The sequence below is a fragment of the Hyphomicrobiales bacterium genome (assembly GCA_030688605.1).
Taxonomy (GTDB): Bacteria; Pseudomonadota; Alphaproteobacteria; order Rhizobiales; family NORP267; genus JAUYJB01.
Map to the genome: position 1 here is coordinate 1 of JAUYJB010000077.1, position 13,077 is coordinate 13,077.

Here is a 13,077-nt window from a genome sequence, read left to right on the forward strand (position 1 = left end):
CACGATCGAATGTTTGCCGAGTTCCACCCACTGTAGATCGCGGGCGGTGACGTCGTTGAGTATGGTAACGCCGGCCACGTATTCTGGCGCCGCGTCGCGGGAGACGCGTTTGGCGTCCCGGCCGATCACCACGGCCATCTCGCCTTCATAGTCGAATTGCTCGCTGAGAGGCGGAATTTCGATCGCCTCGTCGGGTCCAACAAGCGCGGTATAAGGCTTCGTGAATATCAGCGGTTGGGCCGGCACGCTGAGACCGGCTTCCTCGGCGTGCTTGTGATAGTTGGCGCCGACTGCATAGACGAGGGATCCAGGATCGATCGGCGGACCAAGAATCACGTCGGACCGGGGAAGGGCCGGTGCGTCTTTCTGCAGCTCGGTCTCCGAATCCCAGCCATTCCTATGCGCAGCCAGGAAGGCCGCGATCGTTGGATAACGCCGGCTGATGTCATGGACAGTGTCGCCGACAAGCAATCCGGGGCGGAAAGGCGCGCTGATTTTACCGGCGAAGCGGACGAGCAGATCGGTCATCGTCGTTCCTCCTCAGTCACGGTGCGGCCGTGCGAAGCTCAGCGGTCCGCCGTCAAGACCGACCTGAACGTCGACCAGTCCGCCGCAACCGCGGCAGACCAATTGGCGCAACTCGAACCGACCCCGGTCGTAGGCCTGGCCGCGAACCGGGCCAGCGGCGCCGAGAGGCGATCGCACAAGGCCGAGATGGGTCAGAAGATTGTCGCTCGTGCCGCAGTGGCGATGGCCGCATTGCGGGCATGACACGGAGTCTGATTCCGGATCGACGACAAGCGCCGGACCAAATTCGATGCGGCGCCTCCCCGCGAAAGAGATGACCGCATCTCCGGGGTTCGCTTCTTCTGCCTCGGAAAGACGGGCATCGCGGAGTGCTTTGCGCCTTTCAGCCGTCGCCGCTTCATCGACGCCGCCGGTCTTCGTAATGACGACCCCGTAGATATCCTCCGCGGCGCCGACCGAGACGGCCCGGCGCTCGACGTCGCCAGCCACGTGAGCCGGATCGCGCAGAAGGGGGTCTCCAAAGCCTCCGCCGCCTTGCCAACTGTGGTACCAGACGTCGCCGGCGAGAATGGGGCTGCGGGTGTGCTTGCAACACAGCCATTCGAGCTCGCCCGAGATCGCCGCGAGCTCGACCGGCAGCTCCTCGCCGGCGGCGATGCGCTCGGCAAGGTCGGTGTTTACGACGCGGGCTATCGAGATCGCCGATCCCGGCATCCCACCGGCCAATCCGATGGCATTGGGCATTTCCGCGCCGGTGCCGGCAAACAAACCATCGAGTTGGCCTTCCGGCGCATCGTAGACCGTGTAGGCCAGTTCGCCAGAACGCCCGCCACGGAACATTCCAGGACCGCCGGAGTCGCGCAGGTGGCGGCGGAAAAGATAAAGAACCGGGTATTCTGCTTCCTGATCCTCGATATTGGGCATGTTGGGCGTGGTGTTGAAGACGATGCCCGCGGTATCGACGCCGTCCTGATCGACCCGGGCGCCGCCGCCGCCGCCGAAATGACTCATCTCGGTCGCGGCGAAGTGGAAGCCGTGCTGGCTGATCCCGGCAAATATCGGCGCCATCGAGGTGCCAGACCATACGGCCATGGCTTCGTCGGCATATTTGTCGCTCGCCAGCACCATCTGCGACAGGCAGCGCCACGCCGCATCGATGGTGACGATCACCGCCGAGATGGTTGCCATCGCGCATGGCGCGGGATAGGCGCAATTGTTCACGGTGCCCGACTCGCTGACGATGTCGATGCAATCGCGCACGCCGCGATTCCAAGGGCTGTCCCAGCACAGGTTGAGATAGGTTGCGGTCAGGCACGCGGCCTGCAGCCCGGCAAAGGTGCAGTTGATCAGGCCGCGGGCGTTGGGGCTGGTGCCGGTGAAGTCGAAGACCAGGCGCTGCCCGCTCTTGGTCAGCGTGCAGACGATCTTGTAGATCTCCGGATTGTGGCCGTCATGATCGATATACTGGACCTCGCGCCAGGTCCCGTCGGGCAGCTCGGAAAGCCGCGCCTCGAGCTTCTCCCTGGCGTAGTCGATACACCGCTCCATTGCCAAATTGACGGTGTCCTCCCCCCACAGCTCGAACAGCTCCAGAAGCCGCCGTCGCCCGCTGTTGAGCGAGGCGATCTGGCCCTTGATGTCGAGAGCCACCAGGGGATCGCGCACCTGATTGCGGATCCAGCGCAGGACGTCCTCGCGGACAACCCCGCGCTGGACGATCTTCACCGGCGGCATGCGCAGGCCTTCCTGGTGGGTGTCGACCGCCTTGATCGAAAAGCCGCCGGGATCCATCCCTCCATTGTCGAGCTGATGGCCCGATGCGCCGACCCACGCGACCAGCTTGCCGTTCCAGAACACCGGCGCCACGGTGGCGATATCGGGATGATGGATGGCGCCGAGATACGGGTCGTTGCAGATGAAGATGTCTCCTTCCTCGATCGCCTCGCCGGGTCCGAGCGTATCGAGCGTGCTTTGCACGATCAGCGGCAGCACATTGCCCTGGGTGACGATATAGGGGCCGACCGAGACCAGCGATCCGTCGGCCAGCATCACCGCCGAGGCAGCGTCGTTGCCGGTTATCAGAACATTGGAGCCGGAGCTGCGCATGTACTGGATGCCCATCTCCTCGCTGATGGTCATCAGCCTATGATTGAGGACCTCGAAGGTAACCGGGTCCAGTGAATGGGTTCCGACCTGGTCAAGCATTTCCGGCCTCCTCGACAACGGTGACGGCAATGCGGGTGTTGCCGAATTCGTCGATGCGGGCGCTCTGCCCGGTGTGGATTACGATGGTCGTCGACGGGTGCTCGATCACCGCCGGTCCGGCGATGGCGGCGCCCGCGGGCAGGCCTTCGCCGGTGTAGACCGGGGTTTCGATCATCGCGTTGCGGACCGGACAGAAAACCGGCCGGGCCGGGCGAGGAGCGATAGCGCCGGAACCGCCGCGACGGAATACGCTCGGCTTGGGCACTGCGCCGATGGCGTCGACGCCGTAATTGACGCATTCGATTCCGGCGTCCTTCAAGGCCGATCCCGGGCCGAACAGCCTCTCATATTCGGCTGCGAAGGCGGATGCCAGCGTTTCGACGGCTTTCTCCGATCCGATCGATGCCGGTGCCGGAATGCGAACGGTATGCACCTGCCGGCGATAGCGCGCTTCGATCCAACGCTCGTAACGGCGGTCCACTTGCGCGACTTCGGCCTGATCCAGCAGCTGCGCGCCGCTTTGTTCCATGTCGGCAAAGATCGCCTCGATCTTCTCCGGGGCCACCGGTAGCGTCATCGGGTCGGAGAATCGCAGGCTGAACCGGACGTCGGAAAGTCCGGCGCCGAAGGCCGAATGCACCGCCGCCTGGAACGGCACGACAATTTCGCGGACTCCCAGATCATTGCCATAGGCGCCGGCGTGCACCGGCCCCGAGCCGCCATAAGCCATTATCGCGAAACGGCGCGGATCATGGCCGCGCTCCAACGTTGTCTTGCGGATGAGATCGGCCATCTGCGCGTCGATGACGCGTTTGATGCCGGCCGCGGCGGCGGTGACGTCGCCGTTGAAGAGCGGATCGGCGATGCGCTCACGGATCGACATCTCCGCCCTCTTCGGGTCGAGGGTCATGCGACCGCCAAGGAATTGTTCGGGTGAGATGTAGCCCAGCACGACGTCGGCATCCGTGACCGTCGGCTCGGTGCCGCCCAGCCGGTAGCAGGCGGGTCCGGGATTGGAGGACGCACTCTTCGGTCCGACCCGCAGGCGGCCATTGTCGATCCAGGCAATCGAACCGCCGCCGGCGCCAATCGAAACGACATCCACCATCGGCAAGCGAAGCTGATACTGGTTGAGGATGGTTTCCTTGGCGTAGGACCACTTGCCGCCTTCGATGACGGCCACCTTGAAGGTTGTTCCGCCCACGTCGGTGGCGATGACATCGGCGACACCGAGATCGCCGGCGAGCTGGGCACTGCCGACCACGCCGGCTGCGGGTCCCGACTCGACCGTGAAGATCGGGACCGTCTGAGCCGGGGTCGCGAGGCCGCCATTGGCCTGAACAATCAGCGGGTCACGCTTCAGGCCTGCCTGCTTGAGCGTCGCCACAAGATCATCGAGATAGCCTTCGATCACCGGGCCGACATAAGCGTTGAAGAGGGCCGTAGCGCTGCGCTCATACTCGCCGAGAACTGGCGCCACCGCGCTCGACAAGGAGACATAGATCCCGGGCAGCTCCGATTTCAGGATCTCCGCGGTGCGCCGTTCATGGGTATCGTTCTTGTGCGAGAACAGGAAGGCGATCGCAACCGCTTCGTAGCCGCGCTCCGCGAGCATGGGCGCCAGCGCCCGCAGGGCCGCCTCGTCCAGCGGCACGATCGGTCGGCCGGCGTAATCGATGCGCTCGGAGATCTCGAAAATGTCGCGCTCGTCCGCGATCATACGCGGCTTGTTGGTCATGCGGTAATGGTGGCGCTCGAATACGCTGAGACCGGCAACGCGCCCCGTGGCCCGCATGATGGTCAGCGTATCGCCGAAGCCGCGGGTGGTGATCACGGCCGTCTTGGCACCGCTAAAGCTGAAGATAGCGTTGCTCGACTGGGTCGTCGCGTGGACGAAACGGTGAGCCTCGCCAAGCACCTGGGCGAGCGGCTCGCCGAGCGCGCCGGCGGCGTCATTCAGGCCGGCGAGCACGCCACGGCGCAAATCGTCCGGCGTCGTCAGCGCCTTGCCGACCGCGGTTCGCCCGCCGTCGCAGAAGACCACGACATCGGTGAAGGTGCCCCCTATGTCGACCGATAATGTATACACTGAACGCCCCTCTTCATCGAATTTCAGTTTTTTCAGTGAAAACCGATCTGCTCCGTTCGTCAAGAGGCCATGGGGTCGGCGAGACGATGGGGAGTGAAAGCCAGCGTCCCGAGAAGGAGATAGTCCATTCGCGTCACCATCGGCCCCTCCGCCTCGGTTCGCGTCTTCAGCTGCTGCCATTCCGGGTCGTGGCGGAATGCGTGCCAGCCTGCCGCCCGCTCATTTTCGTTTTTCCAGGCAAGCAGATAGACGAGCTTTTCCTGCCCGTCGGTGGGCTCCCACATATCGATGATCCGGAAGCCGTGCCGGGCGAGCAGCTCAAGCGCGCCCTGCCGGAAGCGGTCATAGAGCACCTCCCGCCGGTTGGGGATGACGTCATAGATCCGGAGCTCGTAAATCATTTCGGTCACCTCATTGGAAGCCGAAGAACCGCGGCAGCCACAAGGAGGCCGCGGGCACGAAAACGAAAACGACGTAGACGACGATCAACAGAGCGATGTACGGAACCACGGCGCGGGTGAGCTCGTGCAGCCTGAGCCCAGCGATGCTGCAGCCGACGAATAGACAGAGCCCCACCGGCGGCGTGATGAGGCCGATGACCAGCCCGAAGACGATGACGATGCCGAAATGGACCGGATCGAAGCCGAACGCGATGGCCGCCGGCAGTAGAACCGGCGTGAGGATGATGATCGCGCCGGAGGTCTCCAGGAATAGCCCTACCAGTAGCAGCAGGACCATCACCAGGACGAGAAAGACCGTCGGCGAGTCGGTAAGCGACAGAAACCCCGCCGCGACGGCTTGCGGCACTTGCTCGAAGGCCAGCACCCAGCCAAGCAGGTTGGCGTTGGCGACGATCAGCATGATGGTGGCCGAGACGAGGGCGGCTTGGACGATCACGCGCCACAGGACGCCAAGCTTGAGCGAGCGCATCAGCAACCCGACAACTATGGCATAAAGGACGGCGGCGACGGAGGACTCGGTTGGCGTGAAGACGCCGCCTACGACGCCGCCGACGATCAGCACCGGCATGGCCAGCGCGATCAGCGCCACGCGCAGGCTGAGCAGGAAGTCACGTACGCGCTCGACTGCGCCCCCCGTGGGACCGGGCGCGCGGTCAATGGGCCGATGGCGCAGCAGCCAGCGATTGAGCACCAGCATCGAGACGCCGACGGCGACCCCCGGCGTCGCCCCGGCGAGAAACAGGGCGCCGATCGAAGCGCCGGAGGAGATCCCGTAGACGACGATCGGGATGCTCGGCGGAATCAGCGGACCGCAGATCGACGAGGCCACAGTCACCGCGGCCGAAAAATCACGGCGATAGCCCTGTCGGGTCATCGCCGGAATCAGGATCGAGCCGATGGCGGCGGCATCGGCCGTTGCCGCGCCGGTAATGCCGCCGAAGAACATGCTGGTGAGCACGTTCACCTGGGCGAGCCCGCCGCGCCAGCGGCCGACCAGATGGTCGGCGAACTGCACCAGGCGCGCGGTGAGCTGCGCCTCGTTCATGAGGAAGCCCGCCAGGATGAAGAACGGGATGCTCATCAGCACGAACTGGTCGAGCCCGGCGAAGATCCGCTGCGGCACGATCGACAGCATTGCCGCACTCCCGAGCAGAACATGCGCGGTCGCGGCAATGCCGAGAACGAAGGCGATCGGAACGCCGAGGACGAGCAGGGCAAGGAAAGTGGCGGAAACGACCCCCATGGCGCTCTCAGCCCTCGTGCCGGCTGGGGGCAAGCCCGCGCCACAGGCCGAGCGCAGCGGCGAACGCGATCAGGATCCCACCGACGGGAATTGCGAGATAGGCCCAGGCAATCGGGATCTGCAGGGCCGGCGAGAGCTGATCGCGCTCGAAATTACGCATGGTCAGGAGCGCGCCGTGCCAAGTGACGAGCCCGGCAAAGACAATGACGATGAGATGGATCAGCCGATAGGCGAGGCCGGCAACGGGCGGCGGCAGGAGGTCGACGGCGACCGTCAAGGCCATGTGGCCGCCGCGCTGATAGGCAGCCGCCGAACCGAACATGGCACTCCAGATCAGCGCATAGCGGGCAACCTCCTCGGACCATACCAAGCTGCTGCCGATCAGGTAGCGAAACACGATCTGGGCAGCCATCGAGGCCAGCGCGAGGGTGAGGGTGGCCCCCGCGACCACCCCGCACCCGGTTTCGAGGAGCGGCGGCAGGTGATTTGGATGCATCTGCGGCCCTCCTCGTAGTGCCCTGTCCGGCACTCATTTCTTCAGGGCAATGATGTCCTGAAGCAGTTCTTCGGCGTCCAAACTCTTGGCGTATTTCTCCCACACCGGCTTCACCTTCTCGACGAAGGCATCGGCATCGACCTGGGTAATCGTGACGCCTTGCTGCACCAGCTTGTCGCGGATGGCCGTCATCTTGTCGATGAAGACCTGCCGTTCAAACCGCGCGGCCTCCTCCATTGCGTCCCGGATGAGCGATTGCTGCTCCGCCGACAGGCCGTCGAAATATTTGGCGTTCATGATCACCGGCCGCGGCTCCGACACGAAGGTGATTTGCTGCCAGTCGGTCATGTATTTGGCCACCTCGTAAATCTTCAGCGTGTCCACCGACAGGACGTCGAGATGGGCACCTTCGATCACGCCCTGCTTCAGCCCGGTATAGACCTCGGTGTAAGGCATCGGCGTCGGGTTGGCGCCGAGTGCCCGCATGGCATCGACCAGCACGGGCGTTTCGATCACACGGATCTTCACCCCCTCCAGATCCGCCGGCGAGCGCACCGGCATCTTGACCGTCTCGATCGGGCTGTCTCCGGTCGAAAACCAGGCCAGAACGCGGAACCCCGCCTGCTCCTCAATTTTCTTGGCGAGCTTCTTGCCGACGTCGCCGGTGGCGATCGCCGTCATGTGCGTCTGGCCCTGTATCAGGAACGGCACCTGGACGATATTGTAGATGGGGGCAAGATTGGACATGGCGCCGGCCCCGACGCCGATCTGGATGGAGCCTTCGAGAATCGCCTCGTTGATCTCGCGCTCGGCCCCGAGTTGACCGCCTGGGAAGATTTCGACCTTGATCTTTCCGCCGGAGCGCTCTTCGATTAGTTCTTTGAACTTTTTCGCGCCATCGACGTAGGGAAAGGTCTCCGCCGTGATGAGGGCGAAGCGCAGAGTCAGATCCTGCGCAAACGCTTGCCCGAACGAGCCGGCAAGCATCGCGGCACCCAAGAGTCCGGCGGCAAGGCAACTGAGTTTTTGGAATTTCATGGCTTCGTCTCCCTTCGAGGTTGCTTGTGCACCAAGTGATCCCAACGGAACCGACTTGGAATTTCTGCTGCATCTTTGCCGTGCGGCCTAACCGCACCGAAGCACCGGGCCCGGCCGTTAGGGGCGAACCTGCACCGTCATTTCGATTTCGATCGGCGCGTCATAGGTCATCTCGTTCTGATAAAGCGCTGCCCGCGCGTGCGAACCGCGCTCTGGTCCCAGGACCGCGACAAATAGATCGGAAGCACCGTCCAGCACCCACGGCGCCTGCTGGAACCCAGGTGCCGCGTGGACATAGCCGATCATCTTGACAATCCTGACGATGCGATCGAGATTGCCGAGTACCGCCTTCATCATGGCGATATGATTGAGGGCGACGTAGCGCGCTGATTCATACCCTTGCTCAACGCTGATATCGCGCCCGAGCTTGCCCTTGATCGGCAGCACGTCTTCATCATTCTCGTCGATGACCGTGCCGATGGTTCCGGAAAGATAAAGAATTTCGCCCACTTCCACGCCGGCCAGATAGTTGGCCACCGCCTTGGGCGGACGGCGCGGGAGCTCCAAGCCAAGTTCGCGCAGTCGCCGCTCGATCTCGCCCATGCCGCCTCCCCCGGTCCCGGGATGTCGCCATCCGGCTCATCCCGTTGTTTCTGAATTTTAGTGTAAATGGACTACTGCTGAGGACAAGCGCTGGATTTTTGTGCTTCCGTTGCCGAAACGGCAACGCTGACATAATCTGAAGCGGCATGATCACACCACCTCAATTCCGCTATTTTCTGGAAGTGGCCCGCGCCGGCTCGATCCGCGCGGCGGCGGACCGGCTCCATATCGCGCCGTCGGCCGTCTCCCGGAAAATCCGGCAACTGGAAAGGGACTTGGGCGCTCGCCTTCTGGAACGCCGCGCCCGCGGCGTGATATTGACGGAGGCAGGCACCGTCTACGCCCGCTATGCATTGGATGCGGTCCACTCTCTCCAGCGCGTCCAGTCGGAACTCGAACTGCTGCGGGGGCTGCAACGTGGCCACATCGGCATTGCCGCGGTCGAAGGCGTCATCGCCGACCTTCTCGCCCCGGTGGTTGCGCAGTTCCGGCGCAAGTTCAGCGGCATTACCTTTTCCATCACGGTTCGCGGCACCGACGAGGTGGCCAGGGCAGTACGCGACGGAAACACCGACATTGGTCTCGCTTTCTATGCAGAGCCGCATGAGAATCTGCAATTCGTCGAGCGGTCGCCGGATCCGATCTGTGCTGTTCTGGCGCCGGACCACCCCCTGGCACTACGCACCAGCCTTTACCTGACCGAGGTCATGAGCGAGCCGCTGGCGATTCCGGTGAGCAGCTTTGGCATCCGCCATATGATAGACGCGGAGTGCCAAAATCTGAGCCGCCAGATTTCACCCGTGCTGGAAACTAATTCTATCGAGACGATGCGTGGCTTTGCCCGGGACGGAGCGGGGATCACTTTTCTGACGCGCATTTCCGTCTGGCGCGACTTGAGTGCAGGGCGACTCGTAGCCGTACCGATGTCCGATGCCTCATTCCGTAAGGCCACCATCGATCTAATCGTGATGGCCGGACGCGATCTGCCCTTGGCCGCGGGAGAGTTCGTCGATTTCCTCCGGGGGAAAATGGTACGGCTAGCCCATCAGCGCTCTGCAATACCATGATATGCAGCGATCTGGCGCCGCAGGTCAGCCTAATCACACGATCCGCTACTGACGAAAGCGCGCCTTACGTCGAATGAAGGATATGACCGGCCAACGGCAAAATCGGCTCAGCTCTCCAATCCCGTCTTGACCGGCTTGTTCTCGCTTTCGAGCTTGAGCCCGGCATTGAGCGCGACGGTCTCCAGAACGGCCGCAAAGTCCCCGTGTACATATGCCTCCGGGTCGTCCTTGAGCGAAGCGCCGCCGAGATGGGCCTGCAGCGCCTCGCGCGTCGTCGCCGTTTGCGGCATTGCCACGTTGAGCTCCCGGGCCAGCCCCAGACCAAGGTCGAGGTCTTTGAGCAGCAGTACCGGCGTGAAGGTCGCCGTCCAGTCGAGATTGACGAGCGCCGGCGTCTTGTAGCGCGTGAAGATCGAGCCCATCACCGAGTTGTTCATAAAGGCAAGGAAGGCGTGGCGCGGCACACCGGCCTTTTGCGCCAGGATGGTGATCTCGGCGAGGTTCTGAATCACCGCGCCTAGCATCACATTATGGGCGATCTTGCAGATGCGAGCGAGCTCACCCTCGCCGACATAGGCAACGCCATTCCCGGCGACGGTTTCGAGATAGGCGCGCACGCTCTCGAACGCCTGCTCGGCTCCGGAAGCCACCACCGACGCCTTGCCCGCCTTGACGCATTTGCCGTTGCCGCTCACAGGTGCGGCGACATATTCCGCGCCCCGTTCCTTGAGGCGCGCTCGGATCGCAGCCGACTCTTCAACGCCTATGCTGGAGCAATCGACGAAGATGCCCGGCAGGCTGCCGTTGGCCGAATGCGCAACGCCGCCCTCAGCGAAATAGACCTGCTCAAGGTCCTTTCCGGTGGAGACCATGGTGAACAGAACGTCCACCTCGGAGAGATCGCTCAAGCCGTCGGCGAGCGTGGCGCCGAATTTAGCCAGCGGCTCGGCCTTGGCACGTGTTCGGTTCCAGACCCGCACGTCATGGCCGGCCTTCACCAGCCGTTCGGCCATGGGATAACCCATGCGCCCCATGCCAACCCAACCGATGCTTTGCCTGTTCTCCTGCACCACACGCCTCCGTTGCGTCATTCAGACTTTGTAGATTGCTCTCGCGCTATCACACCTTCCAGCAGTCTCAAAGCAAATTGGCTTGAACCGGGCCGGCCTGCGCTCACGGACGATACCGGAGATTAAACTGAACTCCGGTGTCAGTGCACTTCGCCCGAGCTGAAAAACGCGCACATCAACCGTTAAGTGGCTGATTCGAAAGTGGTTGAGTGGTCGAGGCGCATGTGATTCCAAGCGGTTGCAGACCTGCCTGGAGATCGGCCATGTGGACCCCGACCAGCCGCGAACAGTATAGACGCCAGACGATGCGCTACCAGACCGAACTGACCGATGAGGAATAACGCGTAATCGAGCCTTATCTGCCGCCTCCTCGCCTTTGTCGATCCGGCGGCACTTGGGCATTGTCAATTTAACCGACGCAGATCGCAAGCAGGCGGCGGTCATGCCCGACTCAAGCCGGCGCGCCCACCATCAACCACATGCCGATCGCCTCACCACGGAACTTGCGAAGCGTCTTCCGTGAAATCAGGTGTCGCTGGACGTTGAAGGTGTTGTAGATGGCGGCGTGTATTGTGAGAAACCGTTGCGCTGATCCGGCCGACTTGAAGCCCTGCGTTCTCCGCTCTCGTTGTCGAACCGCCAAGTGCGAATTCTCGGCTCGATTGTTTTTTCTGCCGCCGAAGTCGTGCTGCCTCGAAAGGCCCAGTTCTCGCAGCGCCGCACCGTAGGAGGGAAGTTTGTTGGTCACGATGCGATCCGGGACACAGCCTTGGGTCTTCAGCAGCTTGCGCATGAGCTTGAGCGCCGCGGTTTTGTTCCGCCGCGCTTGAACCAGGACATCCAATACCTCGCCCTCGCTGTCCACCGCCCGCCACAGATACATCCGCTTGCCGTTGATCGAGACAAAGACTTCGTCGAGGTGCCAATGGCCACTTGACCGAGGCCGCAATTGCATCGATTTGCCGGCATGGGCCGTTCCAAACTTCAATGCCCAGCGCCGAACAGTTTCATAGGTCACGTCGATGCCACGCTCGGCAAGCAGATCCTCAACATCGCGGTAGCTGAGCGGGAACCGGAAATACAGCCAGACAGCGCGTTGGATGATCTCTGCGGGGAACCGATGGCGACGGTAGCTGGTTTTGGTCATCATCGGAACCTACCCGTGATGGGCAGTTCCCACCAGCGAGTTACCGTGACGGCACCAACAGGAGACTGGGTGGCTGGGGCGCCAGGATTCGAACCTGGGATCACGGGACCAAAACCCGTTGCCTTACCGCTTGGCCACGCCCCATCGGAAGGGCCGCGAAGCGCGCGGCCTGCCGCACCCGTCATATATCGGCTCGCCCTGCCCGCCGCAACGGCCACGAGCAGCACCGGTCCTGTTGCTTTGGCTTGCCGGCGCGGGATACGCCCGCTATAACCACGCCCGCCGAGCAGGCGCCGGTCGGAGTGTAGCGCAGCCTGGTAGCGCACCTCGTTCGGGACGAGGGGGTCGCAGGTTCAAATCCTGCCACTCCGACCATTTTTCCTTAAGATTCAGCCGTTTCTGCGCTTAACGAGCGCCCAGATTCCAGGCAGCAGCGCGGCCCCCAGCGCAATCTTGAACAGATCGCCGAGGACGAAGGGGTAAAGCCCGAAGCTCAGCACCGGCTTGTCCCAGCCGACGACGGCGCCGAGCCACAACAGGCCCGGCACATAGATGACGATGTTGCCGGCGAGCATGGCGATCGCCGCCTTGAGCGGCGAGCGGTCGAAGCCGCGCTCGGCGAGATAGCCGACGAGCATGGCCGCCAGTAGGAAACCGAGAATATAGCCGCCGGTCGACCCCATCATATAGGCAAGGCCGATACCCTTTTCCGGGGTTCCGGCAAAAACCGGCAGACCGGCCGCCCCTTCGGCGATATAGAGCGCCAACGTCGCCGTGCCGAGGCGCAGGCCATAACACATGGCGAGCGCCAGAACGGCCAAGGTCTGCATGGTCATCGGCACCGGATAGAAGGGGATGTTGATCTTCGCCGAAAGGGTGATCAGCGCCGTGCCGGCAATCGCCAGAAGAATGTCGCGCATCCAGGCGCGCGCGCCTTCGGAAGGCAGCATCCGCTCAACCAGCGTATCGTATTGTGCCGTCATAGTCTGCATGGTCCCGTCCCTCGATTGGCGCTGCGGCACCCATCGCCGCCTGCAAAACCCGGCGATGGTATAGGCGCTTGATCGGCCGCCGACAAGAGAGCCGTCACGGCGGCCTTGCAACCCGGTTTCGGGCGGCCCAAGTTTCAG

The 13,077-nt window shown here is 63.0% G+C and carries 12 protein-coding genes and 2 tRNA genes; 2 read left to right on the forward strand and 12 right to left on the reverse strand.

Translation table 11 applies throughout. The annotated features are described in order from the left end of the window. The 8 genes from Q8P46_09070 to Q8P46_09105 all read right to left on the reverse strand — a co-directional run. A partial coding sequence (locus tag Q8P46_09070; GenBank protein MDP2620313.1) for a fumarylacetoacetate hydrolase family protein occupies nt 1-528 on the reverse strand: 528 nt, incomplete at its 3' end. 12 nt (nt 529-540) lie between these two features. Next, nucleotides 541-2,733 carry a hydantoinase B/oxoprolinase family protein gene (locus Q8P46_09075; protein MDP2620314.1) on the reverse strand — a complete coding sequence of 731 codons (2,193 nt, stop codon included), beginning with the start codon at nt 2,731-2,733 and terminating at the stop codon, nt 541-543. Further along, complete coding sequence (locus Q8P46_09080; GenBank protein ID MDP2620315.1) at nt 2,726-4,822, reverse strand: hydantoinase/oxoprolinase family protein; 2,097 nt, start codon at nt 4,820-4,822, stop codon at nt 2,726-2,728. Before Q8P46_09080 ends, Q8P46_09075 begins: the two co-directional genes overlap by 8 nt. Nucleotides 4,823-4,881: 59 nt before the next feature. Continuing rightward, nucleotides 4,882-5,223: an NIPSNAP family protein gene (locus tag Q8P46_09085; GenBank protein MDP2620316.1), complete on the reverse strand. Its 342-nt coding sequence runs from the start codon at nt 5,221-5,223 to the stop codon at nt 4,882-4,884. 10 nt (nt 5,224-5,233) lie between these two features. Next, the gene (locus tag Q8P46_09090) at nt 5,234-6,526 is read right to left on the reverse strand and encodes a TRAP transporter large permease (protein ID MDP2620317.1); all 1,293 of its coding nucleotides are present in this window, start codon (nt 6,524-6,526) and stop codon (nt 5,234-5,236) included. 7 nt (nt 6,527-6,533) lie between these two features. Beyond that, nucleotides 6,534-7,022, reverse strand: a complete 489-nt coding sequence (locus Q8P46_09095) for a TRAP transporter small permease (GenBank protein ID MDP2620318.1) — start codon at nt 7,020-7,022, stop codon at nt 6,534-6,536. A 33-nt stretch (nt 7,023-7,055) separates the two neighbouring features. Next, the gene (locus tag Q8P46_09100) at nt 7,056-8,060 is read right to left on the reverse strand and encodes a TRAP transporter substrate-binding protein (GenBank protein MDP2620319.1); all 1,005 of its coding nucleotides are present in this window, start codon (nt 8,058-8,060) and stop codon (nt 7,056-7,058) included. A 117-nt stretch (nt 8,061-8,177) separates the two neighbouring features. After that, the gene (locus tag Q8P46_09105; GenBank protein ID MDP2620320.1) at nt 8,178-8,663 is read right to left on the reverse strand and encodes a RidA family protein; all 486 of its coding nucleotides are present in this window, start codon (nt 8,661-8,663) and stop codon (nt 8,178-8,180) included. Between the two features lie 146 nt (nt 8,664-8,809). Here Q8P46_09105 and Q8P46_09110 point away from each other — a divergent pair, with 146 nt between their 5' ends. After that, the gene (locus tag Q8P46_09110) at nt 8,810-9,730 is read left to right on the forward strand and encodes a LysR family transcriptional regulator (GenBank protein MDP2620321.1); all 921 of its coding nucleotides are present in this window, start codon (nt 8,810-8,812) and stop codon (nt 9,728-9,730) included. A gap of 107 nt (nt 9,731-9,837) precedes the next feature. On the opposite strand, the gene Q8P46_09115 is transcribed toward Q8P46_09110, so the two are convergent. From Q8P46_09115 to Q8P46_09125, 3 genes are all read right to left on the reverse strand, one after another. Continuing rightward, nucleotides 9,838-10,821 (reverse strand): NAD(P)-dependent oxidoreductase, encoded by a 984-nt coding sequence (locus tag Q8P46_09115; GenBank protein ID MDP2620322.1) that lies wholly within the window; start codon nt 10,819-10,821, stop codon nt 9,838-9,840. A 430-nt stretch (nt 10,822-11,251) separates the two neighbouring features. Further along, a complete protein-coding gene (locus Q8P46_09120; GenBank protein MDP2620323.1) occupies nt 11,252-11,947 on the reverse strand; it encodes an IS6 family transposase in 696 nt (231 codons plus the stop codon). Nucleotides 11,948-12,017: 70 nt separating this feature from the next. After that, nucleotides 12,018-12,091: transfer RNA gene (locus Q8P46_09125), tRNA-Gln, on the reverse strand. Between the two features lie 154 nt (nt 12,092-12,245). On the opposite strand from Q8P46_09125, the gene Q8P46_09130 reads away from it, so the two are divergent. Next, nucleotides 12,246-12,322 (forward strand) — tRNA-Pro (locus tag Q8P46_09130). A 14-nt stretch (nt 12,323-12,336) separates the two neighbouring features. Here Q8P46_09130 and Q8P46_09135 read toward each other — a convergent pair. Further along, the gene (locus tag Q8P46_09135; GenBank protein ID MDP2620324.1) at nt 12,337-12,939 is read right to left on the reverse strand and encodes a biotin transporter BioY; all 603 of its coding nucleotides are present in this window, start codon (nt 12,937-12,939) and stop codon (nt 12,337-12,339) included. Nucleotides 12,940-13,077: the final 138 nt, after the last annotated feature.

Coding starts and splice junctions, on each gene's coding strand:
- Q8P46_09075 (MDP2620314.1), bottom strand. CDS start 2,733: ATGCTTGACCAGGTCGGAACCCATTCACTGGACCCGGTTACCTTCGAG.
- Q8P46_09085 (MDP2620316.1), bottom strand. CDS start 5,223: ATGATTTACGAGCTCCGGATCTATGACGTCATCCCCAACCGGCGGGAG.
- Q8P46_09090 (MDP2620317.1), bottom strand. CDS start 6,526: ATGGGGGTCGTTTCCGCCACTTTCCTTGCCCTGCTCGTCCTCGGCGTT.
- Q8P46_09095 (MDP2620318.1), bottom strand. CDS start 7,022: ATGCATCCAAATCACCTGCCGCCGCTCCTCGAAACCGGGTGCGGGGTG.
- Q8P46_09100 (MDP2620319.1), bottom strand. CDS start 8,060: ATGAAATTCCAAAAACTCAGTTGCCTTGCCGCCGGACTCTTGGGTGCC.
- Q8P46_09105 (MDP2620320.1), bottom strand. CDS start 8,663: ATGGGCGAGATCGAGCGGCGACTGCGCGAACTTGGCTTGGAGCTCCCG.
- Q8P46_09110 (MDP2620321.1), top strand. CDS start 8,810: ATGATCACACCACCTCAATTCCGCTATTTTCTGGAAGTGGCCCGCGCC.
- Q8P46_09115 (MDP2620322.1), bottom strand. CDS start 10,821: ATGACGCAACGGAGGCGTGTGGTGCAGGAGAACAGGCAAAGCATCGGT.
- Q8P46_09120 (MDP2620323.1), bottom strand. CDS start 11,947: ATGACCAAAACCAGCTACCGTCGCCATCGGTTCCCCGCAGAGATCATC.
- Q8P46_09135 (MDP2620324.1), bottom strand. CDS start 12,939: ATGCAGACTATGACGGCACAATACGATACGCTGGTTGAGCGGATGCTG.